The sequence below is a fragment of the Streptomyces sp. NPDC005962 genome, from assembly GCF_040629205.1.
GTDB lineage: Bacteria > Actinomycetota > Actinomycetes > Streptomycetales > Streptomycetaceae > Streptomyces.
The window spans coordinates 391550-413372 of record NZ_JBEXVE010000001.1 but is presented as its reverse complement, the minus strand read 5'-3'; the positions used below and the strand labels follow the sequence as shown (position 1 = coordinate 413372).

The window sequence follows — 21823 nt, the reverse complement described above, 5'->3', positions numbered from 1 at the left end:
CGCCTTACCTGCTCCGACCTCACGCGCGAGAATCGAACGATCGAACGGAAGCGATGTCTGCCGACCGGGCCAGCAGCCGAAGTCCCAGAGCCGCATTGGTCCGGCGCCGCATCGGCTGGACGGCCGCGGCCGTCGTCGCCCTCCTCGTCGCGGTCCTGCTCAGCCTCGCGCTCGGCAGCCGCACCATCGCGCCGAGCCAGGTCCTGGACGCGCTGCTGCACGGGGGCACGAGCGACGCCGCCGACATCGTCCGGTCGCTGCGGCTGCCGCGTACCGTCGTCGGCCTGATGGTCGGGGCGGCGCTCGCCATGGCGGGCACCGTGATGCAGGGCGTCACCCGCAACCCGATCGCCGACCCCGGTGTGCTCGGCGTCAGCCAGGGCGCCTCGGTGGGGGTCGTGCTCGCGATCGCCTTCGCCGGGGTGCACACGCTCACCGGCTACGTCTGGTTCGCCTTCGCGGGCGCGGGCCTCGCCTCCGTCGCCGTCTACGCCATCGCCTCCGGCGGCCGGGGCGGCGCGAGCCCGGTCAAGCTCGCGCTCGCCGGGGCCGCCGTCAACGCCCTGCTGGTGTCCGTCACCTCGGGCGTGCTGACGACGAAGGCCGCGGCGCTGGACGAGTTCCGGTTCTGGCAGATCGGCTCCCTCGCCGGGCGCGACGCCGAGATCGTCGGCCAGATCTGGCCGTTTCTGCTGGTGGGCACGGTGCTGGTGGCCGCGGTCGCCCGCGGTCTGGACGCGCTGGCGCTCGGCGAGGACGTCGCGAAGGGGCTCGGCCAGAACATCGCGGTCGTCCGCGTCCTCGCGGGCCTCGGCGCGACGGTCCTGACCGGCGCCGGTGTCGCCGCCGCGGGCCCGATCGCCTTCGTCGGCCTCGCGGTTCCGCACCTCGCGCGCGCGGTGGTGGGGACGGACCACCGCTGGGTCCTCCCGATGGCCGCCCTGATCGGCCCGGTGATGCTGCTGATATCGGACGTGGTGGGGCGTCTCGTCTTCCCGCCGAGCGAGGTTCCGGCGGGTGTGATGACGGCCCTGATCGGCGTCCCGTTCCTGGTCACGCTGGTGCGGCGCAGGACGGTGACGGCATGAGCGCGGCCGAGAGCCCGACCGGCGGCACGACTGGCGGCACGAGCACCACCGGCGGCACCGCCGAGAGCCGCACCGGCAGTCCCGCCGCCGTACGGGAGCGAACCGCCCCGCCGCGCCCGACCGCCCGTCCACCCGGCTACGGCCTCCTCCGCACCGGCCGCCGCGCCTCGTTCCTGCTGCACCGCCGCGCCGCCCTCGTCGCCCTCGCGCTGACCGTCGCCACGGCGGCCGTGTGCGTCGCGTACCTGTGCCTCGGCGAGAGCTTCATCGCCCCCGCCGACGCCGTGAAGGCCCTCCTGCACACCCAGTACGGCATCGGGCAGCCCACCCCGAACGACCTCGTCGTCGGCACCCTCCGCCTCCCCCGCATGACCCTCGGCCTGCTGGTCGGCGCGGCCTTCGGCATCGCGGGCGCGCTCATCCAGACCGTGGCCCGCAACCCGCTCGCCAGCCCCGACATCATCGGCGTCCCCCAGGGCGCGAGCGCGGTCACCGTCGGCGCGATGACGTACGGCGTGACGGCCTTCGCCGTGCTGCCGTACCTCTCCGTCGCGGGCGGCCTGGCCGCCGCCGCCCTCGTCTACGTCTTCGCCTGGCGCGGCGGCCTCCAGGCCACCCGGTTCGTCCTCATCGGCATCGGGTTCGCCGTCGCGCTCCGCTCCATCACGCAGCTCTTCCTCACCAAGGGCGACTATCTCGTCGCCCAGCAGGCCAAGGTGTGGATGACCGGCTCCCTCAACGGGCGCGGCTGGGACGAGGCCATCCCGCTCGGCTGGGCGCTGCTGTTCCTGCTGCCCGCCGTCCTGTGGGCGGCGCGGGCGCAGCGCACCGTCTCGATGGACGACGACACGGCGACCGCGCTGGGCGTACGGCTCGGGCGGGTACGGCTGGGGCTCGCGACCCTCGGCATCGTCCTCGCCGCGATGGCGACGGGCGCGGCGGGCCCGGTCGACTTCGTGGCGCTGCTCGCCCCGCAGATCGCCCGCCGCATGACCCGTACCGCGCAGATCCCGCTCCTGTGCTCGGCGCTGACCGGCGCGTTCATCGTCGTCGCCGCCGATCTGCTGGCGCGCAAGCTGTTCGCGCCGATCGAACTGCCGGTGGGGGTGCTGACCGCCGCGGTCGGCGCCCCGTATCTGATCTACCTGCTGCTGACGTCCGGCGGACGAGGCCGCAGCGGCCGCAACGGAGGCACCACGGCATGACCGCACCCACGACCGGGCGGCTCGCCGCCCGCGAACTGACCCTCGCCTACGAGGACCGGACCGTCGTGGACGGCCTCGACCTGGTGATACCGGATGGCGAGGTCACGGTCATCGTCGGCCCCAACGCCTGCGGCAAGTCCACCCTGCTGCGCGCCCTCGGCCGCCTCCTCAAGCCGCGCGGCGGCGCCGTGCTCCTCGACGGGACGGACCTCGCGCGCATCCCCACCAAGAAGATCGCCCAGACGGTCGGGCTCCTCCCGCAGACCCCGGTCGCACCCGACGCGATCACCGTCGCCGACCTCGTCTCACGCGGCCGCCAGCCGCATCAGCACTGGTGGCAGCAGTGGTCCGCCGAGGACGAGCGCGCGGTCGGCGAGGCGATGGAGCGTACGGATGTGACGGCGCTCGCCGACCGGCTGGTGGACGAGCTGTCCGGCGGCCAGCGGCAGCGCGTCTGGATCGCGATGGCGCTCGCGCAGGAGACCGGCCTTCTGCTGCTGGACGAGCCGACGACCTACCTGGACATCGCCCACCAGGTGGAGGTGCTGGACCTGATCCGCCAGCTCAACCACGAGCGCGGCCGCACGGTGGTGGCCGTACTGCACGACCTCAACCAGGCGGCGCGGTACGCGGACCACCTGATCGCGATGAAGGCGGGCCGCGTCGTCGCGCGCGGGCGCCCGTCGGAGGTGGTCACGGCGGAGCTGGTGCGGGAGGTGTTCGGGCTGGAGTCCGTCGTCGTACCGGACCCGGTGACGGGCAGCCCCCTCGTTGTCCCGGGCGCGCCGTGGCAGGCGGAGCGGGCGGTGGGCGGGTCGGCGGACGTTTCGGTGACGGCGGAGCGCGGCTAGGGGGCCGGGCGGGCGGTTCAGCCCCGGCGGCGCGCCCGCCACACCAGGAAGAGCACCGTGGCGACGGCCGCTCCGCGCACCACCACCGGCCAGGTCTCGGTGAGCACGTCCTTCATCCCGTCCGCCGGGATCGGGTCGCCCCACTTGCCGTTGGTCCGGCCCCACAGCCAGACCATCGCCCCGGCCGCCACCAGGCCGGGCATGCCCAGCACCGCCCACTTCGCCTCGGCGCGGGACAGCTTGCCGGTGGCGTACGTGAGCACCCAGCCGAAGGCGAGCACGACGACGTTGCCCATCACGGCGCCCGCGACGAGCAGCGCGATCGCGAGCAGCAGCAGCGGGCTGAGCCCCGCCGCCCAACCGGCCCGGGCCGCCTTGCCGGTGCCGTCCTCCGTGGCGGCGGACTTGCCGGGGCCGAACACCGCGCGGCGCAGCAGGCCGCGCCGACGCGGCTCCTTCCCGGCGGTGTCCGCCGCGGCTTCGGCGGCCTCGGCCTCGGCCGCCTCCTGCTTTTCGCGCTGCTCCCGCTGCTCCCGCTGCTCCTGCTCGACCGTTTTGCCGCCGCCGAGCAGTTCGGGCAGCTCGATGCCGCCGACGAAGCCCTCGACGAAGCCGAACTGGCCCTCCTGATGCTCGGGCTGGGCGAACGGCCCCGGCTCCACCTGCCACCAGTCGGGGTTGGACTCGCGCGGGCTCAACTCGTCCTGGCCCGCCAGATGGGGCGGGGACGCGGCGGCGGACGAACGGCCGGGGGGCTTCCCCTCCGGTGTCGCGGGCATGTGCTTGGCGAGGGAGACGGGGGTGTCACCGCTGTTCGGCCCGTTGGGCTCGCGGGGCGAGGGGACCTTGTTGCTGAGCCCGGTGCGCTCGGCGAGCCCGGCCAGCTTGTCGCGGGCCGCCCGCGCCGCCCCCGACGTACGCGTAGCTCCCCCGGCCGGTTCGCCGCCGAAGCTGCCGGAACCGCTCGGGGTCCCGGGCCCGCTCGGGGTGGTGTCCCCCACGGACTCCCGGCCGCCCGCAGCGGCGACCACCTCGGCGGGCGTGCCCAACTTGGACAGAATCCGCTTCACCCCGGCCGGGCTGTCCGTACCGCCCGTCGTCGACCGCCGGTGGTCGATATCGGCCCGCAGCCCGGAGACCAGCCGCATCCGTTCACCGGACGGCAGACCCTGCTGCTGAGCCAGGTCCCCGACACGGCTCAGATAGTCGTAGACGAGCTTTTCGCTCTCGATCCCCACCAAGACCCCTGAGAATGCGCATGGTCGGCGTGCCAGACGGCTCCGACGGTACCGTGCGAAGGCTGGATTCCGCCGCACCCCCGACGCCCGGCACCCCCGGGTACTGTGGATCGAATGAGCAGCGCGCGTAATCGGGAGGCATGCGTGACCGCAGGGACCGGCCCGGACGCCAGTGGTCGCGCGGCGCCCCGCACCCTGGCCGAGGAGCTGCGCACGCGCCCCGACGAGGCCATCGCCGCCCTGCTGCGCGCCCGCCCCGACCTGCTGTCCCCCGTCCCGGGCGACCTCACCCAGCTCGCCACCCGAGCGGGCACCCGCGCCTCGGTCGTCCGGGCGGTGGAACGCCTCGACCGCTTCGCCCTCCAGACCGCCGAGGCCCTGGCAGTCGCCCCGGACCCCTGCCCGTACGAAACGCTGAGCGCCCTGATGACGGGCGACGAAGCCCCCGGCGGCACGACCGACCCCGCCGCGCTCCGCGAGCGGGTCGCCGCCGAGGTGCCGCGTGCCGTCGCCACGCTGCGGGCACAGGCGCTGGTCTGGGGCGGGGACGACCGGCTGCGGCTCGTCCGTACCGCGCGAGAGCTGCTGGCGCCCTCGCCCACCTCACCGTCGCCGACCGGGCTCGGGCCCACCGTGCACGAGGCCACGGCGGGGATGTCGCCAGGGCGGCTGCAGGAGCTGCTGGCGGCGGCCGGGCTGCCGGGCACCCACGATCCGGTGACGGCCGTCGCCGCGTTGACCGAGCTGTTCAACGACCGCGACCGGATGGCGACGCTGCTCGCCGGGGCACCCGACGGCGCGGCCGCCGTGCTCGCCAAGCTGACCTGGGGCCCGCCCTACGGGGAGGTCTCCGTCGCCGCCCCCACGCCGCCCATCGCCTGGCTGCTGGACCGTGGTCTGCTGCTGCCGTCAGGGCCGCGCAACGTCGTCCTCCCCCGCGAAGTCGCCCTGCATCTGCGCGGCGGCCACGCCCACCGCGCGCCCGAGCCGGTGGCCCCGACGCCGACGTCCAGCACGCAAAACAATCCACAGGCTGTGGACAAAGTCGCGGCCGGGCAAGCGTTCACCGCCCTGGCCACCGTCGAAGAGCTGCTTGGCGAATGGGAGAGCGCCGGTCCGCCCGTACTGCGCGCGGGCGGGCTGAGCGTGCGCGAACTCAAGCGGACCGCCGTCGCGCTCGACGTCTCCGAGCCGGTGGCCGCCTTCTGGATCGAGCTGGCGTACGCGGCCGGACTGCTGGCCTCCGACGGCGAGACCGACGAGCGGTACGCGCCCACCCCCGCCTACGACGACTGGCTGCGGCTGCCCGCCGAGGAGCGCTGGGCCGTCCTCGCCACTGCCTGGCTCGCCGCGACCCGTACATCGGGCCTGGTCGGCGGCCGTGACAACCGGGGCCGTACGCTCTCCGCGCTCGGCCCCGACCTGGACCGCTCCCCGGCCCCCGAGGTCCGCCGCCGGGTCCTCGAACTCCTCGCCACCCTCCCGCCCGGCGCCGCCCCCGACCCGGACGCGCTGCTGGCCCGCCTGCGGTGGGAACGCCCGGCACACCGAGGCCCGGTGGGAGCGGCGGGCCCGGCGGGCGCCAGGGGTGCCGGGGCTGCGGCCAAGGGCGCCGGGGGCGCCGGAGCCGGTTTCACGGGCGACGGGGTTACGGGAGCCGGGGGCGCAGCTGCCGCAGCTCCCGGAACCGCAGGACACGCCGGATTTGGTGCCGGGAGCGCCGGGGCCTCGGGGGCTGCCGGGATCTGGGCCTCCGCTGCCGGGGCCACCGGAACCGCCGGGCTGACCGCCCCCGCCACCACATCCGCCTCCTCCCCCACCACCAGGGACGATCTGCGGTCACGGCTGGCGCGCTGGACCCTCGGCGAGGCCGAAATGCTCGGCGTCACGGGCCGCGCCGCGCTCTCGGCCCAGGGCCGCGCGCTCCTGGGCCCGGCGGCCGGAACACCCGCGCCGGCAGCCGGAATCGCCGAGGCCGTCGCCGCTCCCGGAGCCCTCGGCGCGGGGCCGACCGGAGCGACTGGAACCACCGCCGCGCCTCCCGGCCCGCCCGCCACGACCCCGGCCGAGGCCGCCGCGCTCGCCGCCAAGGCGGCACGGCTCCTCGCCCCGCTCCTCCCCGAGCCCCTCGACCACGTACTCCTCCAGGCCGACCTGACCGCCGTCGCCCCCGGCCCACTGGAGCGGCCGCTCGCCGACGCGCTCGGGGTCCTCGCCGAGATCGAGTCCAAGGGCGGCGCGACCGTCTACCGCTTCACCCCCGCCTCCGTACGCCGCGCGCTCGACGCCGGGCAGGCCGCCGACGACCTGCACACCTTCCTCGCCGCGCACTCCCGCACCCCGGTGCCGCAGCCCCTCACGTACCTGATCGACGACATCGCCCGTAAGCACGGCCACCTCCGCATCGGCGCGGCCTCCGCCTATCTGCGCTGCGACGACGAGACCCTGCTCGCCGAGATCCTCGCCGACCGCCGCTCCGCGGGCCTGCGCCTGCGCCGTCTCGCCCCCACCGTGCTGGCCGCCCAGGCACCGCCGGACGCGCTGCTGGAGAGCTTGCGCGCCATGGGATACGCACCGGCCGCCGAATCCGCCGAAGGCGACGTCCTGATCACCCGCGCCAAGGCCCAGCGCACCCCGCCCCGCACACCCCCCGCCCCGGTCCCGGACGGCCCGCCCGTTCCCGATGCCACCCTGCTGGGCGCGGCGGTACGTGCCATCCGCGCCGGTGACCTCGCCGCGACCGCGCCCCACAAGTCCCCGGCCACCACCGCCGACAGCACCACCACAACCGGCGGCCGTCTCCCCCGCACCACCTCCGCCGACACCCTCGCCACCATGCAGGCCGCGGCCCTCACCGGGTCCGCCGTCTGGATCGGCTACGTCAACGCGGACGGCGCCGCCAGCCAGCGCGTCATCGCCCCGGTCCGCGTCGAGGGCGGCTACGTCACCGCGTACGACCACACCGCCGACGAGGTCCGCACATACCCCCTCCACCGCATCACCGGCGTCGCGGAACTGGCCGACGAGCCGGGCTAGGCGGACTTGCCCCGCCGCTGCCACCAGTGGTGACGGCGCGGGTGGAGGGCGTGACCGAGGCGGCGGCCGATCAGGAAGTAGCCGAGCAGGGCACCGGACGTGTTCAGGATGACGTCATCGATGTCGAACGCCCGTCCCTCGACGATCGCGCCCTGCGCGACCTCGACCAGCACCATCACCAGCGACGTCACCAGCACCACCCGCACCGCGCCCCGCGCCTTCGGCACGAGCATCGGCAGCAGCACCCCGAAGGGCGCGCCGAGCAGCACATTGCCGCCGATCTGCTTCACCGAGTCCCGAATGGCGGGCTGGTCGAGGTAGGCGCGCAGCGAATCACCCGGCTGCAGGTTGGTGTGCACGAGGTCGCTGGACCCCGGCTGCGGCACGAGCGTGGCCTTGGCGAGCGCCGCCGCGAACCCGACCATGCAGACGAACGCCAGCAGCATCACCAGCACCCGCCCGGCGCGGGAGCCGAACGAATCACGTTGCAGGGGCGGGGACGCGGAGGGCGCGGCGGCCGCGGCGGCCGGTGGGCCCTGCGGCTTCCGGGCACCCGGCGCCTTCTTCGCGGTACCGGCCGTCTTCCCGGCCGTCTTCCCGCCCGTTTTCCCGGTTGTCTTCCCGACCGTCCTCGCAGCCGTGCCGGACGGCTTCCTGGTCCCCGTCCCGGCCGGTTTCGGCTTCGCGGACGCGGCCTTCGACTTCGCCGCCCCCACCGCCGCCTTCGCCTTCGCGGCGGCCTTGGTCTTCGGCGGCGCCTTCGTCTTCGGCGCGTTCTTCGCAGGCGCACCCTTCACCGGCGCACTCTTCACCGTCGCACCCTTCACTGGCGCACTCTTGGCCGTCGCACCCTTCGCAGGCGCGCTCTTCACATTCCGCCGGATCTCCCACCCAGCGATGCTGAACACAGGGACCTACCTCCCGCCCTTTCTTCCCTCTCTCCGCGTCGTCCCGCTCTGTGTCCCCGCTTGCCCCCGGCCCCGCCGAGTATCCCTGCGGCCTCCGCCCATCCCTGCGAGCCGCGTATCCCTCTGGCCCTCCTCCCTGCCCGGCCGATGAGGGACACTGGGTCTTTGGCCCCGGCGACACCTCGGCCTCCGGCGACACGAAAGGACTCAGGCGCGTGAACGGACCGCTCATCGTCCAGAGCGACAAGACGCTCCTGCTCGAGGTCGACCACGAGCAGGCGGACGCGTGCCGCCGCGCCATCGCCCCCTTCGCCGAGCTGGAGCGCGCCCCCGAGCACATCCACACCTATCGGCTGACCCCGCTCGGCCTGTGGAACGCGCGCGCCGCCGGGCACGACGCCGAGCAGGTCGTGAACGCGCTGGTGGAGCACTCCCGCTACCCCGTTCCGCACGCCCTGCTCGTCGACGTCGCCGAGACGATGGCCCGCTACGGGCGGCTGCGCCTCCTCAAGCACCCCACGCACGGTCTGGTCCTGGAGACCAGCGACCGCCCGGTGCTGGAGGAGATCCTGCGGTCGAAGCGGGTCCAGCCGCTGGTCGGGTCCCGTATCGACCCGGACACGGTCGTCGTCCACCCCTCCGAGCGTGGCCAGATCAAGCAGACGCTGCTCAAGCTGGGCTGGCCCGCCGAGGACCTGGCCGGTTACGTGGACGGCGAGGCGCACGCCATCGACCTCCACGAGGACGGCTGGGCGCTGCGCCCGTACCAGAAGCACGCCGTCGAAGGGTTCTGGCACGGCGGCTCAGGCGTCGTCGTCCTCCCCTGCGGCGCCGGAAAGACGCTGGTCGGAGCGGGAGCGATGGCCACCGCCAAGTCGACCACCCTCATCCTGGTCACCAACACCGTCTCGGCCCGGCAGTGGAAGCACGAGCTGGTGCGCCGTACCTCGCTGACCGAGGAGGAGATCGGCGAGTACAGCGGTACGCGCAAGGAAATCCGCCCGATCACCATCGCCACGTACCAGGTGCTCACCACCAAGCGGAAGGGCGTCTACCAGCATCTGGAGCTGTTCGACTCCCGCGACTGGGGCCTGATCATCTACGACGAGGTGCATCTGCTGCCCGCGCCCGTCTTCAAGTTCACCGCCGACCTCCAGGCCCGCCGCCGCCTCGGCCTGACCGCCACGCTCGTACGGGAGGACGGCCGCGAGTCCGACGTCTTCTCGCTCATCGGCCCCAAGCGCTTCGACGCGCCCTGGAAGGAGATCGAGGCGCAGGGCTACATCGCGCCCGCCGACTGCGTCGAGGTCCGCGTCAACCTCACCGACACCGAGCGGCTGGCGTACGCGACCGCCGAGACCGAGGAAAAGTACCGCTACTGCGCCACCACCGCCTCCAAGCAGCGGATCACCGAGGCGCTGGTCGCCAAGCACAAGGGGCAGCAGACGCTGGTCATCGGCCAGTACATCGACCAGCTCGACGAGCTGGGCGACCATCTGGACGCGCCCGTGATCAAGGGCGAGACGACGAACGCGCAGCGCGAGAAGCTGTTCAACGCCTTCCGGGAGGGCGAGTTGTCCGTCCTCGTCGTCTCGAAGGTCGCCAACTTCTCCATCGACCTCCCCGAGGCCACCGTCGCCATCCAGGTCTCCGGCACCTTCGGCTCCCGCCAGGAGGAGGCCCAGCGGCTCGGCCGGGTGCTCCGGCCGAAGGCCGACGGCCACCCGGCGGTCTTCTACTCGGTGGTCGCGCGCGACACCATCGACCAGGACTTCGCGGCGCACCGCCAGCGGTTCCTGGCCGAGCAGGGGTACGCGTACCGGATCGTGGACGCGAGCGCGCTGGTCGCGGACGAGGACGTCTGACGGGCCGAGGGTGCGGCGCTGAGGCCCTGCGGCGCCGAGGCTGAGGCGCTGCGGGTGCGGTGCTGCGGCTGCGGCGCTGCGGGTGCGGCCGCGCTGCGGCTGAGGCGCTACGTCCGTGCGGCCGCGCGGCCGTCGTAAATCGTTCGCGCGCCGGACACGCGCTGGCTACAATCCCCGGTCTTGCCGCCTCCCGCTCGGGAGAGCCGCCGCCCGGACGGAAACCGGCCGGTATCTCGTCGTACGTACCGCAACTCTGCTTCGTGTACCCGCCGGAGGCTACGCCGTGCCCTCGCACGCCCCTGACCGCTCAGACACCCCACCGACCGACCCCCTCACACGGGAACGCGCCCATCTCGCCGGTTCACGCGCCGCCCTGCGCGCCATGCGCGCCGACGTCGAGGCGCTCGACCTCCGGGACGTCGCCGCCAACTGGGTCAACGCCGAGGCCCTGCACCACCAGGTCAGCGAGCGCATCAAGGCCCTCGCCGACCTCTCCCACACCCCGCTCTTCTTCGGCCGCCTCGACTACCTGCACGCGCCGGACGGGGACACAGCGGAGGGAGCCGAGGTCACCGAGGTCACCGAGATCGCCGACGGGGAATCCTTCTACATCGGCCGCCGCCACGTACACGACGCCGACGGTAACCCCATGGTCATCGACTGGCGCGCCCCCGTCTCGCAGCCCTTCTACCAGGCGTCCAAGAACGCGCCCATGGACGTCGGGCTGCGCCGCCGCTTCGGCTACACCGGCGGCGAGTTGACCGCCTACGAGGACGAAAAACTCAGCGACCCGAGCGAGGCGGAGCAGACCAGCAAGCTGCTCCAGTCCGAGATCGAGCGGCCGCGCGTCGGCCCCATGCGGGACATCGTCGCGACGATCCAGCCCGAGCAGGACGAGATCGTCCGCGCCGGAATCGGCGGCACCGTCTGCGTCCAGGGGGCGCCGGGCACCGGGAAGACGGCGGTCGGCCTGCACCGGGTCGCCTATCTGCTGTACGCCCACCGCGAGCGGCTGGCCCGCTCCGGCACCCTCGTCATCGGGCCGAACCGCTCCTTCCTCCGCTACATCGAGCAAGTCCTGCCCGCGCTGGGCGAGTTGCAGGTCGCCCAGGCCACCGTCGAGGACCTGGTGGCCCGCCCCGCCACGGGCGTCGAGGTGCGCGGCACCGACTCCGCCGACGTGGCCCGCGTCAAGGGCGACGCCCGCATGGCCGAGGTGCTGCGGCGGGCCCTGCGCGCGCACGTCACCCCGCCCACCGAACCGTGCGTCGTGGTGCGCGGCTCGCGCCGCTGGCGGGTACCGGCGTACGAGCTCGAGGAAACCGTGGCCGAACTGCTGGCCCGCGACATCCGCTACGGCGCGGCCCGCGACGCCCTGCCGCAGCGCATCGCGCACGCCGTGCTCGTCCGCATGGAGCAGGCGGGCGAGGCACCCGACGACCGCGTCCAGGACGCGGTGGCCCGCAACCCCGCCGTGAAGGCGGCCGTCAAGGCCATCTGGCCGCCCGTCGACCCGGCCAGACTCGTGCTGCGGCTGCTCTCCGACGCCGACTTCCTGACCACACACGCGGACGGCATCCTCACGGCCGACGAGCAGAAGACCATCCTGTGGACCAAGCCGCCGCGCAGCGCGAAGTCCGCCAAGTGGTCCCCGCAGGACGCGGTGCTCGTCGACGAGGCCGCCGACCTCATCGAACGAACCCACTCCCTCGGCCATGTGGTCCTGGACGAGGCGCAGGACCTGTCCCCCATGCAGTACCGCGCCGTCGGCCGCCGCTGCACCACCGGCTCGGCCACCATCCTCGGCGACCTCGCCCAGGGCACCACCCCCTGGGCCACGAACAGCTGGCAGGAGGCCCTCACCCACCTGGGCAAACCCGGCTCCGCCGTCGAGGAGCTGACCCAGGGCTTCCGCGTGCCGCGCGAGGTGATCGCGTACGCCTCACGACTGCTGCCCGCCATCGCGCCCGACCTGTCCGAGGCCACGTCGATCCGCGAGGCGGCGGGCGACTTCGCCGTACGGGCCGTCGACCCGTCCGACCTGGACGCGGCCGTCATCACCGCCTGCCGCGAGGCCCTGTCCCACGAGGGCTCGATCGGCCTGATCGCGGCCGAAGCCCGCGTCCCCGCCCTGGCCTCCGCCCTCGCGGCGGCGGGCCTGACCCACCTCTCCCCCGGCGAGGAGACCAGCCCCGAGGCGAGGCTGACCCTCGTACCGGCGACGCTGGCGAAGGGCCTGGAGTACGACTACGTGGTCCTGGACGAACCGGCCGCCGTGGTCGACGGCGAACCCGACGAACGCACAGGCCTGCGCCGCCTGTACGTAGCCCTGACCCGAGCCGTCTCAGGCTTGACGGTGCTCCACGCGGCCCCGCTCCCGGAGCGCCTGGCGTAGCCCTGCGGGTGCGCGCGGTGGGTGCGCGGGGTGCGGCTTCGGTCGGTGGTGGGTGCGGGCGCCGGGGCCTCCGGGGCAGGGCACTGGACTCGTATATTTTTGGCGCCACCGCCGAAGAACGTGAAGTGGGCCGGGAGTAGGCGCCACAAATACACGTCATCGTCCAGCACCCCACCCCTCCGACCCCGTCCCCCTCCCGCCGGTGACACCACCCCCGCCCGGCGGCAGGTGTCGCACGGCGGCGGAGCGCCAGGCGGGAGTGGGGTGCGCCCCGGCCGGGCAACAGTCCCGGGCGCCAGGGCGAGTGGCCGCCGTCGCCAACCACAGCCCAGCGACACCGCCCCGCCCGGCGGCAGGTGTTGCATGGGGACGGGGCGCCCCCACCGTCACCCACCGCGACCCGGCGGCGGGCGGACGGGCCGGGGCGGGAGCGGGCCGCCCCCATGCTCCAAAGGCCTCAGCCCCCAGAAACCGGCAACTCCGAGCGCGCCTCAGCCCACCGGCACCGGGGCGTCGAGGGCGAGACGCCACTGCCCGACGGCGGCCGCGTCCACCGACCCGTGCCATCCACCGGGCCGGGCCGCGCTGCCGATGTGGAAGGCGGTGATGCCCGCGGCGCGCAGCTCGGGGAGGTGGTCGAGGCGAAGGCCGCCGCCGACCATGATCCGCGCCTCGTACCCCGGCGCACCCGTGCGCGCGGCCTCGGCCCGGAGGGTCGACAGGCCGTGGTCGACGCCGTGTGCCGAACCGGCGGTGAGATACGTGTCCAGGCCGGGAAGCCCGGCCAGCTGCCGACGGAGCACATCGCGATCGGCGGCGCGGTCGATGGCCCGGTGGAAGGTCCAGCGGCTCTCGTCCACGCCCACCCCGGGGCCGATGACCTCGACGAGCGTGGCGACGGCGGCCAGGTCGGCCAGACCGTCGGCGGCGAGGAAGCCGAGCACGAACTCGTCCGCCCCCTCCGCATACAGCGCGGCGGCCTTGCGGCACAGCCCGTCGACGGCCGCGGGGTCCCCCGCCGCGAACCCATCGGACGCCCGGAGCATCACCCGCACCGGCAGATCCACCGCCGAACGGACGGCGGCGAAGGTCTCCCGGGAAGGCGTCAGCCCGTCGGCGGCCATGTCGGTGACCAGCTCAAGACGGTCCGCCCCTCCGGCCTCTGCCGCGATCGCGTCCTCCGGGTGGAGGGCGATAACCTCGAGAATTGGTCTAGACATGCTGCATAGCTTGCCATACCACCCGCCCGCCGCAACCCGCACCCCTTCACAATGGGCCCATGTCCGACCACCCCGCGCTCCTCACCCGCTGGGCGCTCCTGCTCGACAGCGCCCGCGACACCACCACCCCCGACCCGGCTCCCTACGGCCACGACCTCCTCTCCCGCTGGGCCGAACCCCAGCGCCGGTACCACACCACCGACCACCTGATCGCGGTCCTGGACCGCGTGGACGAACTCCTGGAACACACCGAGGCACCGGACCCCGCCGCGATCCGCCTGGCCGCCTGGTTCCACGACGCCGTCTACCTCCCCGACCGCTCGAACAACGAGGACCGCAGCGCCCGCCTCGCCGAACGCGCCCTTCCGGAGGCAGGCGTGCCGGAGGCCCGCGTGACCGAGACCGCCCGCCTCGTGCGCCTCACCACCGACCACGACCCCGCCGAGGGCGACAGCAACGGCGAAGTCCTCTGCGACGCCGACCTCGCGGTACTGGCAGGCCCACCCGAGGCCTACAGCGCGTACGCGGCAGCGGTCCGCGAGGAGTACTCCTTCGTCCCCGACAACACCTTCCGCGAAGGCCGCGCCAACGTCCTCCGCCACCTCCTGGGCCTCCCCCGCCTGTTCCGCACCCCGATCGCCCACGACCGCTGGGAGCAAGCAGCCCGCCGCAATATGACGACGGAGCTGGAGCTGCTGGGCGCGTAACGCGTACCGCCCACTGGCGATCCCGCTACTTCACCACGTTCACCACGGCACGGTCTGGCCCTGGTAGTTGACGAAGTGCAAGCCTCCGTCACCGGCGTGCTTCTCGATCGTGTCCACGACTCCAGGAACGCTCTCTGCGATCGTCAGGAGTGCATCCGGACCGCCCAGCTCGGTCCGCACCCAGCCGGGGCAGAGGAGCAGGATGGTGCGTGGATCGTGGGCGTGGCGCGCGGCGAAGCTGCGCATCAGCTGGTTGAGCGCGGACTTGCTGGCCCGGTAGATCTCGTGTCCCGCTCTGTCGTTGAGTGTGAGGCTCCCTTGACGCGACGACATGACCCCGATCGTGCCGGTCGGCGGGACGACGTCCTGAAGTGCCTCTACTACGCGCATGGGGCTGAGCGCGTTGGTCACCATGACCCGATTGAATGTCTCGGTTGACACGTCGGCCACTTGGGCGTCGCCGTCGGTGATCCCGGCGTAGAGCGGTCTTTCGTGTTGCGTGGTTGGTCATGTACCCAATGACATCACCGGAGTTCGGCGCTCGTCCAAGACCGATCCACCGCCTCATCGATAACCTTCAGGAATGGATCGATTGGAGACGCGGGAGCTGGAATACTTCCTCGCCGTCGCCGAGGAACTGCATTTCGGTCGTGCCGCCGAGCGGCTCGTGATCGCTCAGCCGGCGCTGTCGAAGGCGATCCGGCAACTCGAACATCGGCTCGGTGTCCGGTTGCTGGAACGCAGCAGTCGCCGCGTCTCCCTTACCCCGGCTGGGGAGGTTCTCTTCAAAGAGGGGCGGCAAGCGCTGGACATGGTGCTGGCCGCGGCCCGTCACGCCCAGCAGGCGGGCAAGCCCGACGCGCGCCTCAGGCTGGTGGTGAAACCAGGGGGTGACGGCGGTCTTCTGCCCGACATTCTCGCCTGTTACGAGCAAGAGCCAGATGCTCCGGCCGTGGAGGTCCTCTTCGGCGGTGTGGCTGATCGGGCGAACCTGCTGCGTGACGGACGCGCGGACGTGGCACTGCTGCACACCCCGCACGAGAACATCGACAGGCTCGAGTCCAGGACGCTGACGGTCGAGCAACGCGTAGCAGTGCTGCCCCACTGGCACCGCCTGGCACAGCGAGCGAGTCTGCGCAGCGTCGACCTGCAAGGCGAGACGCTGCCCCGCTGGCACGGCCTGGCAGCCGATGGAGCGACCGGGCCCGAAGTCACCGACTTGACCCAGTTGGCGCAGCTGGTCGCCCTCGGACGCACCATCGCGGTCCTGCCACGGTCCTTCGCGGAGTCGTTGGGTCCCGACCTCGTACGTGTGCCCGTCCTCGACGCAGTCCCCAGCACCCTGGTCGTCGCGTGGCCACCGACCGCTCCCTCGCGGCACGTCGAGGCCTTCGTCAGGATCGCAACGACCGTGGCGGCCCACCGTCACCACATGCCCCAACCGCCAGCCGACGTGCCCCCGGCTTATCCGTGCGACCTCTGAGGCTCCTGGGTCAATCGGCAGCAAACGCTCCGCGTATGAGGGCGGAGACGAACGACGCCCAGCCCTCTGCCGGGAAGCTCAGCGTCGGCCCGTGCGGGTTCTTGGAGTCGCGGACAGGGACGGCGCCGTGGGTCCGGGCGAAGGTGCGGGAAAACTCCACGCACTGGCCGCCGTTGGCGCCACTGTACGAAGACTTGACCCACTCGGCAGCGGTGAGATCCAAGTCGGCACTCATGTGCGGTACTCCTTCGCCAGAGTCTTGATCAGGGCCTTTGATCGATCCGGGGACAGCGCACTTGCCCTGAGCAGATCATAGTCATCCAGGGCGGCAGCGACCGTCTGAGGAGAATCGTGCATTCTTCCTCCTACCCGGGTCTCGGTGTAGAGCACCGTGGGCGAGTCCGGGAAGCGCAGCACGGTGAAGGGCTCCGGGGAGGAAGTCGGAACGCCTGCCGAGAACGGCAGGACCTGAAGCGTGACATGAGGTGACGCGGCAGCCGTCAGCAGATACTCAAGCTGACCGCTCATGACCTCGGCACCGCCGACGGCCGTTCGCAGGCACGCTTCGTTCAGGATGGCCCAGAGGTACGGCGGAGCCTCCCCCTCGAACACCTCACGCCGACTCAGCCGCGTGGCGACCTTGCCCTCGATCGCCTCGGCTTCCTCCTTCGAGAAGTAGCCGCGGAAGACGGCCTCCGCGTAGTCCTCCGTCTGCAGAATGCCGATCACGAGGTTCGCCGAGTAGTCCAGCACTCGCGACGCCTTGCGCTCCAGGTTGAGATACGGGGTGAACCACGAGGGGTGATCGCCCTCGTCGATCCTGCGGAGCATGTCCGCGAACAGGTTGGCCGTGCCGAACGCGGTGTCGCAGCCTTTCGCGAACTTGTCGCTGGGCCTGGGCAGGAGCTTCCCCGCCTCCACCCTGCTGACGTACGCCTCCGAGTATCCGGCGGCCTGGCCCAGGCGCTTCTGCGTGAGCTTGCGGGCGAGACGCACCTGTTTAACGTCACGGCCGAAGCGCTGGAGCGGATTCAAGTTCGCGGATGGGGTCGTCTCGTCCAATGCCGTGACCTCTCGCTATGTGATCACGGCCAGCATCGCGGCAGCTCGCAGACTTGCGCACTGCGATTCAAGGCGTCTCATTCTATTGGCTGACGCGTTTCCCTGGTGACCAATTGACTACATACGGTGCCCACTTGGGGCTGCCGGGAACAGCTGAGTGGAGCTGATGTCATGAACGGCCTACGCCTCCTGCCGTGGTCCGGCCCGGAGGGCAAGCCCTGCTACTTGTCGACGGACGACGACAACAGCCGGTTGAGCCGGAAGGCAGACCAGGTCGAGACACTGCAACTGGGCATGGGCGCCCAACTGCTGCAGCACTCCCAAGCGTTGCTCACCAACGACAAAGTCGGCGTCGTGGAGCTTCGCTTCCTGGCCTGCCGACTGACCGAGGCGTTGCGGGATGCGTTGCGCGTCGCCGAGAGCAGGGGTGGGCGGCTCCTCTCGTATGTCGAGGACGGCACCGACGAGCTGGACGGCGATCATCCCGATCGACGGCCCGGGTAGCGGATCGGCTTGCGACAGTCCAGGGCGGCGGCGGACGGTCCACTCCTGGGCGTGGCCGATCTGCCATTCCGTCATAGTGATCACTCCCCCCTGTGATGCCTCAACGCCCGCCTCCCCTTGGCGGGCTCGCATCTCGATTCTTCATCACTCTCCGTGACACCGCCAGGTCGCAGCCGCCACGCCACTACTTCGAGTGAACGTTCGGGAGATGGGGAACGCGCCGGGCGGCGAGGAATGGCGGGCCCCGTCGGGGCGTTGACGTCGGCATGCCCATCGCCGTTTATGTACTTGGCCTGTCCGTCTTCGCTCTCGGGACCTCGGAGTTCATGCTGTCCGGGCTGCTGCAACCCGTCGCCCGGGACATGGGGGTGACGATCCCCACGGCCGGGCTGCTGATATCGGCGTTCGCCATCGGGATGGTGGTCGGGGCGCCGCTGCTGGCGGCGGCTACGTTGCGGTTGCCTCGGCGGACGACGCTGATCGCGCTGCTCGCCGTCTTCGGGCTCGGGCAGGTGGCGGGGGCGGTGGCGCCGTCGTATGGGGTGCTGTTCGCGTCGCGGGTGGTGAGCGCGCTCGCGTGTGCCGGGTTCTGGGCCGTGGGGGCGGCGGTGGCCGTGTCGTTGGTGCCCGTGAACGCGCGGGCGCGGGCCATGGCGGTGATGGTCGGCGGGCTCAGCGTCGCGAACATCGCGGGGGTTCCGGCCGGGGCGTTCCTGGGGCAGAACGCGGGATGGCGCGCCGCCTTCTGGGCGGTGGCCGGGCTGTCGGTGATCGGGCTGATCGGAGTGGTCGCGCTCGTACCGCGTACGGAGGTGCCGACCGGGGAGGACAGGCCAAGGCTGCGGGCCGAGTTGCGCATCTACCGCGACCGGCAGGTCTGGCTGGCGCTGGTCAGCACCGCGCTGAGCGGAGGCGCGGTCTTCTGCCTGTTCTCGTACCTCTCGCCGCTGCTCACGGACGTGGCCGGGCTGGACGAGGGCTGGGTGCCGACCGTGCTGGCGCTGTTCGGGGTGGGCGCGCTGATCGGTACGGCGGTCGGCGGGCGGATCGCGGACGCGCACCTCTTCGGGACGATGTACGGCGGCATCACCGCCTCGACGGTGGTGCTGAGCGTCCTGGCGCTGACCGCGCACAGCCCGGTCGCCGCCGTGGGCCTGGCGCTGCTGCTCGGCTTCACCGCCTTCTTCACCGCGCCCGCGCTCAACGCCCGTATGTTCAACGTCGCGAACGCCGCCCCGACGCTCGCGGGCGCGACCACGACGTCCGCCTTCAACATCGGCAACACGGTGGGCCCCTGGCTCGGCGGCCTGGTCATCGGCGCGGGCTGGGGCTACCCGGCCGTGGCCTGGACGGGCGCGGGCCTGGCCGGGACGGGCATCGTGACGACGGCGATCGCGGCCCGGCTGCATCGCGCGGAGGGGGCGTCCCGCGTGATCGCGGCCGGTCAGGCCACCACGTCCGCGCGCGAGGCGGAGGCGGCCCCGAAGGCGTCTCGCTGACTCGGGTCCGGTCAGCCGCGCGCCGTAGGCGCCCGGCGGCGGCGGAGGCCCGCCGCCGTGAGCCTTCGCAGCAGCTCCTTGCTGCCGACCTCCTCCGCACCCGCCCGCACCGCCCGCGCATAGAGGTCGCTCGGGACGTCGTAGTGGTCGCGGTCGAAGCCGCGGCGCGGGGCGCCGATGCGGGTGGCGAAGTCGTGGAGCTCGTCGTACGAGACGTCGCTCACCAGGTGGGACCACATACGGCCGTGGCCCGGCCACGAGGGCGGGTCGATCAGTACAGCCATCAGAGGGTGGTCCCGAGCCGCCCCACCCGGGCCACCGCGACCGCCGTCTTGCCGCAGACCCAGTGCGGGTCGGGGCCCAGTTCGGGTTGTACGTCGAGGGCGTGGAGGTCGCCGCCCGTGGTGCAGACGGGGCACAGGGGCCAGCGGCCGTAGCGTTCCAGCAGGGAGTCCTGGACGTCCTGGGCGACCAGCCCGGCGACGTACGTCACGCCTTCCGGCCATTGCTCGACCCACCAGCGGCGGTGCGTGATGGCGTCCTCGACGAGCGAGACGATGTCGGCTTGAGCGACGTCTCCCGCCGCGAGGTCGGCCAGGACGAGCGCCCGTGCCGCGTGCAGTGCGTGTTCGAGCTTCATGGGTCCCATTGTCACCTTTGCTTCGTCGCGCCGCCTTCCAGCACCGGAAGTGCCGGTAATGGCAGCGCGCGCGGTCTTGACTGACCTCGTGGCCGGAAATAGTTTTCAGATGTGAGCAGTAAGTTGAAGGAAACTTTCACTCCCCTCACCGACCCCGCCGTGCCCGCCCCCGCCGCCCTCGCGGCGAAGGTCCGCACCCTGGGTCCCTCCATGACCCGCTCGATGCAGCGCGTCGCCGAGGCCGTCGCGGGCGATCCAGCGGGCTGCGCGGCGCTCACCGTCACCGGGCTGGCCGAGCGCACCGGCACCAGCGAAGCCACCGTCGTCCGCACCTCCCGGCTGCTCGGCTACCCCGGATACCGCGATCTGCGCCTCGCGCTCGCCGCGCTCGCCGCACAGCAGGCGGCGGGCCGGGCACCGGCCGTCACGGCGGACATCGCGGTCGACGACCCGATCGGCGACGTGATCGCCAAGCTCGCCCAGGAAGAGCAGCAGTGTCTGGCCGACACCGCCGCCGGGCTCGACCCCGGCCAGGTCGAGGCCGCGGTCGCCGCCGTCGCCGCCGCCCGCCGGATCGACGTCTACGGCGTGGGCGCGTCGAACCTGGTCGCCCAGGATCTGGTCCAGAAGCTGCTGCGGATCGGGCTGATCGCGCACGCGCACGCCGATCCGCACCAGGCCATCACCAACGCCGTCCAGCTGCACTCCCACGACGTCGCCCTCGCGATCACCCATTCGGGGCGGACGACGGACGTCATCGAGCCGCTGCGCGTCGCCTTCGAGCGCGGGGCGACCACCATCGCGATCACCGGCCGCCCGGACGGCGAGATCGCGCAGTACGCGGACCTCGTCCTCACCACCTCCACCGCGCGCGAGAGCGAGCTGCGCCCGGCGGCCATGTCCAGCCGCACCAGCCAGCTGCTGGTGGTGGACTGCCTGTTCATAGGCGTGGCGCAGCGCACGTACGAGAGTGCGGCGCCCGCCCTGTCCGCCTCGTACGAGGCCCTCGCGCACCGGCACGATCCCCGCCCCCGCCACCGCTGAGCCGAGCCACCGCTGAGCCGAAGCACGCCGCGGGACCCGCACCGCCCTCCCCCACCGTCACGCTTACGCAGGAAAGAGCCGCTTCGCCATGACTTCCGCCGCCGATCAGCAACAGCAGAAGCAGCAGCACCAGCTCCGCGCCCAGCTGGAGACCCTCACCACCGAGGCGTTCCGCCCCGAGCTCGCCGAGATCGACCGGCTCGGCACCGTCGAGATCGCCCGCATCATGAACGCCGAGGACGCCGGGGTCCCCGCCGCCGTCGCCGCCCAGCTGCCCCGGATCGCCGCCGCCATCGACGGTATCGCCGCGCGTATGGCGGGCGGCGGGCGGCTGGTCTACGCGGGCGCGGGCACCGCCGGGCGGCTCGGGGTGCTCGACGCGAGCGAGTGCCCGCCCACCTTCAACACCCGGCCGGACCGGGTCGTCGGCATGATCGCGGGCGGGGCGGACGCCGTGGTGTCGTCCGTGGAGGGGGCGGAGGACAGCGCGGAGCTGGCCGCCGAGGACCTGGACCGGATCGGGATCGGCCCGGACGACGCGGTCGTGGGCGTCTCGGCCTCCGGCCGCACCCCGTACGCCGTGGGCGCCGTCGAGCACGCCCGCCGCCGGGGGGCGCTCACCGTGGGGCTGTCGTGCAACGCGGGCTCGGCGCTCGCCGCGGCCGCCGACCACGGCATCGAGGTCGTCGTCGGACCGGAGCTGCTGACCGGGTCGACCCGGCTCAAGGCGGGCACGGCGCAGAAGCTCGTGCTCAACATGGTCTCGACCATCACCATGATCCGGCTGGGCAAGACCTACGGGAATCTGATGGTCGACGTGCGTGCCTCGAACGAGAAGCTCCAGGCGCGCACCCGCCGCATCGTCGCGCTGGCCACCGGCGCCACGGACGAGCAGATCGAGAGCGCGCTGACGGCCACCGACTGGGAGGCCAAGAACGCCATCCTCACGATCCTCGGCGGCGTGGACGCGCCCACCGCCGGGAAGCTGCTCGGCGAGGCGAACGGCCATCTGCGGGCCGCCCTCGAAGCGGCCAATCCGTAGCCCTTAAAAGCCCAAAAAACGGCGGCGGGGCGGCAC

The 21823-nt window shown here is 72.7% G+C and carries 20 protein-coding genes; 12 read left to right on the top strand and 8 right to left on the bottom strand.

All coding sequences use genetic code 11. From position 1 onward, the window contains the following. Positions 1-53 precede the first annotated feature (53 nt). Genes ABZ370_RS02000 through ABZ370_RS01990 form a run of 3 tightly spaced genes read left to right on the top strand, consistent with a single transcriptional unit; the run spans position 54 to position 3144 of the window. Complete coding sequence (locus ABZ370_RS02000) at positions 54-1088, top strand: iron ABC transporter permease (RefSeq protein ID WP_358615136.1); 1035 nt, start codon at positions 54-56, stop codon at positions 1086-1088. Beyond that, a complete protein-coding gene (locus ABZ370_RS01995; RefSeq protein WP_358615134.1) occupies positions 1085-2293 on the top strand; it encodes an iron ABC transporter permease in 1209 nt (402 codons plus the stop codon). Before ABZ370_RS02000 ends, ABZ370_RS01995 begins: the two co-directional genes overlap by 4 nt. Then, positions 2290-3144: an ABC transporter ATP-binding protein gene (locus ABZ370_RS01990; protein ID WP_358615132.1), complete on the top strand. Its 855-nt coding sequence runs from the start codon at positions 2290-2292 to the stop codon at positions 3142-3144. The genes ABZ370_RS01995 and ABZ370_RS01990 overlap by 4 nt, the downstream gene beginning before the upstream one ends. A gap of 17 nt (positions 3145-3161) precedes the next feature. Here ABZ370_RS01990 and ABZ370_RS01985 read toward each other — a convergent pair whose 3' ends face one another. Next, entirely contained in the window at positions 3162-4382 is a 1221-nt protein-coding gene (locus ABZ370_RS01985; RefSeq protein ID WP_358615130.1) for a hypothetical protein, read from the bottom strand. 114 nt (positions 4383-4496) lie between these two features. Between ABZ370_RS01985 and ABZ370_RS01980 the strand changes: the two genes are divergently transcribed. Further along, positions 4497-7418, top strand: coding sequence for a helicase C-terminal domain-containing protein (locus ABZ370_RS01980; protein WP_358615128.1), 2922 nt, complete (start codon positions 4497-4499; stop codon positions 7416-7418). Here ABZ370_RS01980 and ABZ370_RS01975 read toward each other — a convergent pair. Continuing rightward, on the bottom strand, positions 7415-8215 hold the full coding sequence (locus tag ABZ370_RS01975; RefSeq protein ID WP_358615126.1) for a VanZ family protein: 801 nt from the start codon (positions 8213-8215) through the stop codon (positions 7415-7417). The genes ABZ370_RS01980 and ABZ370_RS01975 overlap by 4 nt on opposite strands. A 326-nt stretch (positions 8216-8541) precedes the next feature. On the opposite strand from ABZ370_RS01975, the gene ABZ370_RS01970 reads away from it, so the two are divergent. Together ABZ370_RS01970 and ABZ370_RS01965 are read left to right on the top strand one after the other, a co-directional pair. Continuing rightward, complete coding sequence (locus ABZ370_RS01970; RefSeq protein WP_358615124.1) at positions 8542-10191, top strand: DNA repair helicase XPB; 1650 nt, start codon at positions 8542-8544, stop codon at positions 10189-10191. A 283-nt stretch (positions 10192-10474) separates the two neighbouring features. Further along, positions 10475-12586, top strand: coding sequence for an ATP-binding domain-containing protein (locus ABZ370_RS01965; protein WP_358615122.1), 2112 nt, complete (start codon positions 10475-10477; stop codon positions 12584-12586). Between the two features lie 491 nt (positions 12587-13077). On the opposite strand, the gene ABZ370_RS01960 is transcribed toward ABZ370_RS01965, so the two are convergent. Beyond that, complete coding sequence (locus tag ABZ370_RS01960; protein ID WP_358615120.1) at positions 13078-13806, bottom strand: copper homeostasis protein CutC; 729 nt, start codon at positions 13804-13806, stop codon at positions 13078-13080. Between the two features lie 59 nt (positions 13807-13865). Here ABZ370_RS01960 and ABZ370_RS01955 point away from each other — a divergent pair, with 59 nt between their 5' ends. Further along, entirely contained in the window at positions 13866-14513 is a 648-nt protein-coding gene (locus tag ABZ370_RS01955) for a hypothetical protein (RefSeq protein WP_358615118.1), read from the top strand. Between the two features lie 39 nt (positions 14514-14552). Here ABZ370_RS01955 and ABZ370_RS01950 read toward each other — a convergent pair whose 3' ends face one another. Then, positions 14553-14984, bottom strand: a complete 432-nt coding sequence (locus ABZ370_RS01950) for an SDR family oxidoreductase (protein ID WP_358616010.1) — start codon at positions 14982-14984, stop codon at positions 14553-14555. Between the two features lie 112 nt (positions 14985-15096). Between ABZ370_RS01950 and ABZ370_RS01945 the strand changes: the two genes are divergently transcribed. After that, the gene (locus tag ABZ370_RS01945) at positions 15097-15996 is read left to right on the top strand and encodes a LysR family transcriptional regulator (protein WP_358615116.1); all 900 of its coding nucleotides are present in this window, start codon (positions 15097-15099) and stop codon (positions 15994-15996) included. A gap of 10 nt (positions 15997-16006) precedes the next feature. Here the strand turns inward: ABZ370_RS01945 and ABZ370_RS01940 are convergent, their stop codons facing one another. Together ABZ370_RS01940 and ABZ370_RS01935 are read right to left on the bottom strand one after the other, a co-directional pair. Next, positions 16007-16231 carry a DUF397 domain-containing protein gene (locus ABZ370_RS01940; protein ID WP_358615114.1) on the bottom strand — a complete coding sequence of 75 codons (225 nt, stop codon included), beginning with the start codon at positions 16229-16231 and terminating at the stop codon, positions 16007-16009. After that, positions 16228-17058 (bottom strand): helix-turn-helix transcriptional regulator, encoded by an 831-nt coding sequence (locus tag ABZ370_RS01935; protein ID WP_358615112.1) that lies wholly within the window; start codon positions 17056-17058, stop codon positions 16228-16230. The genes ABZ370_RS01940 and ABZ370_RS01935 overlap by 4 nt, the downstream gene beginning before the upstream one ends. 171 nt (positions 17059-17229) lie before the next feature. Here ABZ370_RS01935 and ABZ370_RS01930 point away from each other — a divergent pair, with 171 nt between their 5' ends. Beyond that, entirely contained in the window at positions 17230-17562 is a 333-nt protein-coding gene (locus ABZ370_RS01930; RefSeq protein ID WP_358615110.1) for a hypothetical protein, read from the top strand. A gap of 266 nt (positions 17563-17828) precedes the next feature. Beyond that, positions 17829-19061 (top strand): Cmx/CmrA family chloramphenicol efflux MFS transporter, encoded by a 1233-nt coding sequence (locus ABZ370_RS01925; protein WP_358615108.1) that lies wholly within the window; start codon positions 17829-17831, stop codon positions 19059-19061. An 11-nt stretch (positions 19062-19072) separates the two neighbouring features. Here ABZ370_RS01925 and ABZ370_RS01920 read toward each other — a convergent pair whose 3' ends face one another. Both ABZ370_RS01920 and ABZ370_RS01915 read right to left on the bottom strand, forming a co-directional pair. After that, on the bottom strand, positions 19073-19345 hold the full coding sequence (locus ABZ370_RS01920; RefSeq protein ID WP_358615106.1) for a DUF4031 domain-containing protein: 273 nt from the start codon (positions 19343-19345) through the stop codon (positions 19073-19075). Continuing rightward, positions 19345-19701, bottom strand: coding sequence for a hypothetical protein (locus ABZ370_RS01915; RefSeq protein WP_358615104.1), 357 nt, complete (start codon positions 19699-19701; stop codon positions 19345-19347). Before ABZ370_RS01915 ends, ABZ370_RS01920 begins: the two co-directional genes overlap by 1 nt. 111 nt (positions 19702-19812) lie before the next feature. On the opposite strand from ABZ370_RS01915, the gene ABZ370_RS01910 reads away from it, so the two are divergent. Together ABZ370_RS01910 and murQ are read left to right on the top strand one after the other, a co-directional pair. Further along, complete coding sequence (locus ABZ370_RS01910; protein WP_358615102.1) at positions 19813-20745, top strand: MurR/RpiR family transcriptional regulator; 933 nt, start codon at positions 19813-19815, stop codon at positions 20743-20745. A gap of 88 nt (positions 20746-20833) precedes the next feature. Beyond that, a complete protein-coding gene (gene murQ, locus ABZ370_RS01905; RefSeq protein ID WP_358615100.1) occupies positions 20834-21787 on the top strand; it encodes an N-acetylmuramic acid 6-phosphate etherase in 954 nt (317 codons plus the stop codon). Positions 21788-21823 lie beyond the last annotated feature (36 nt).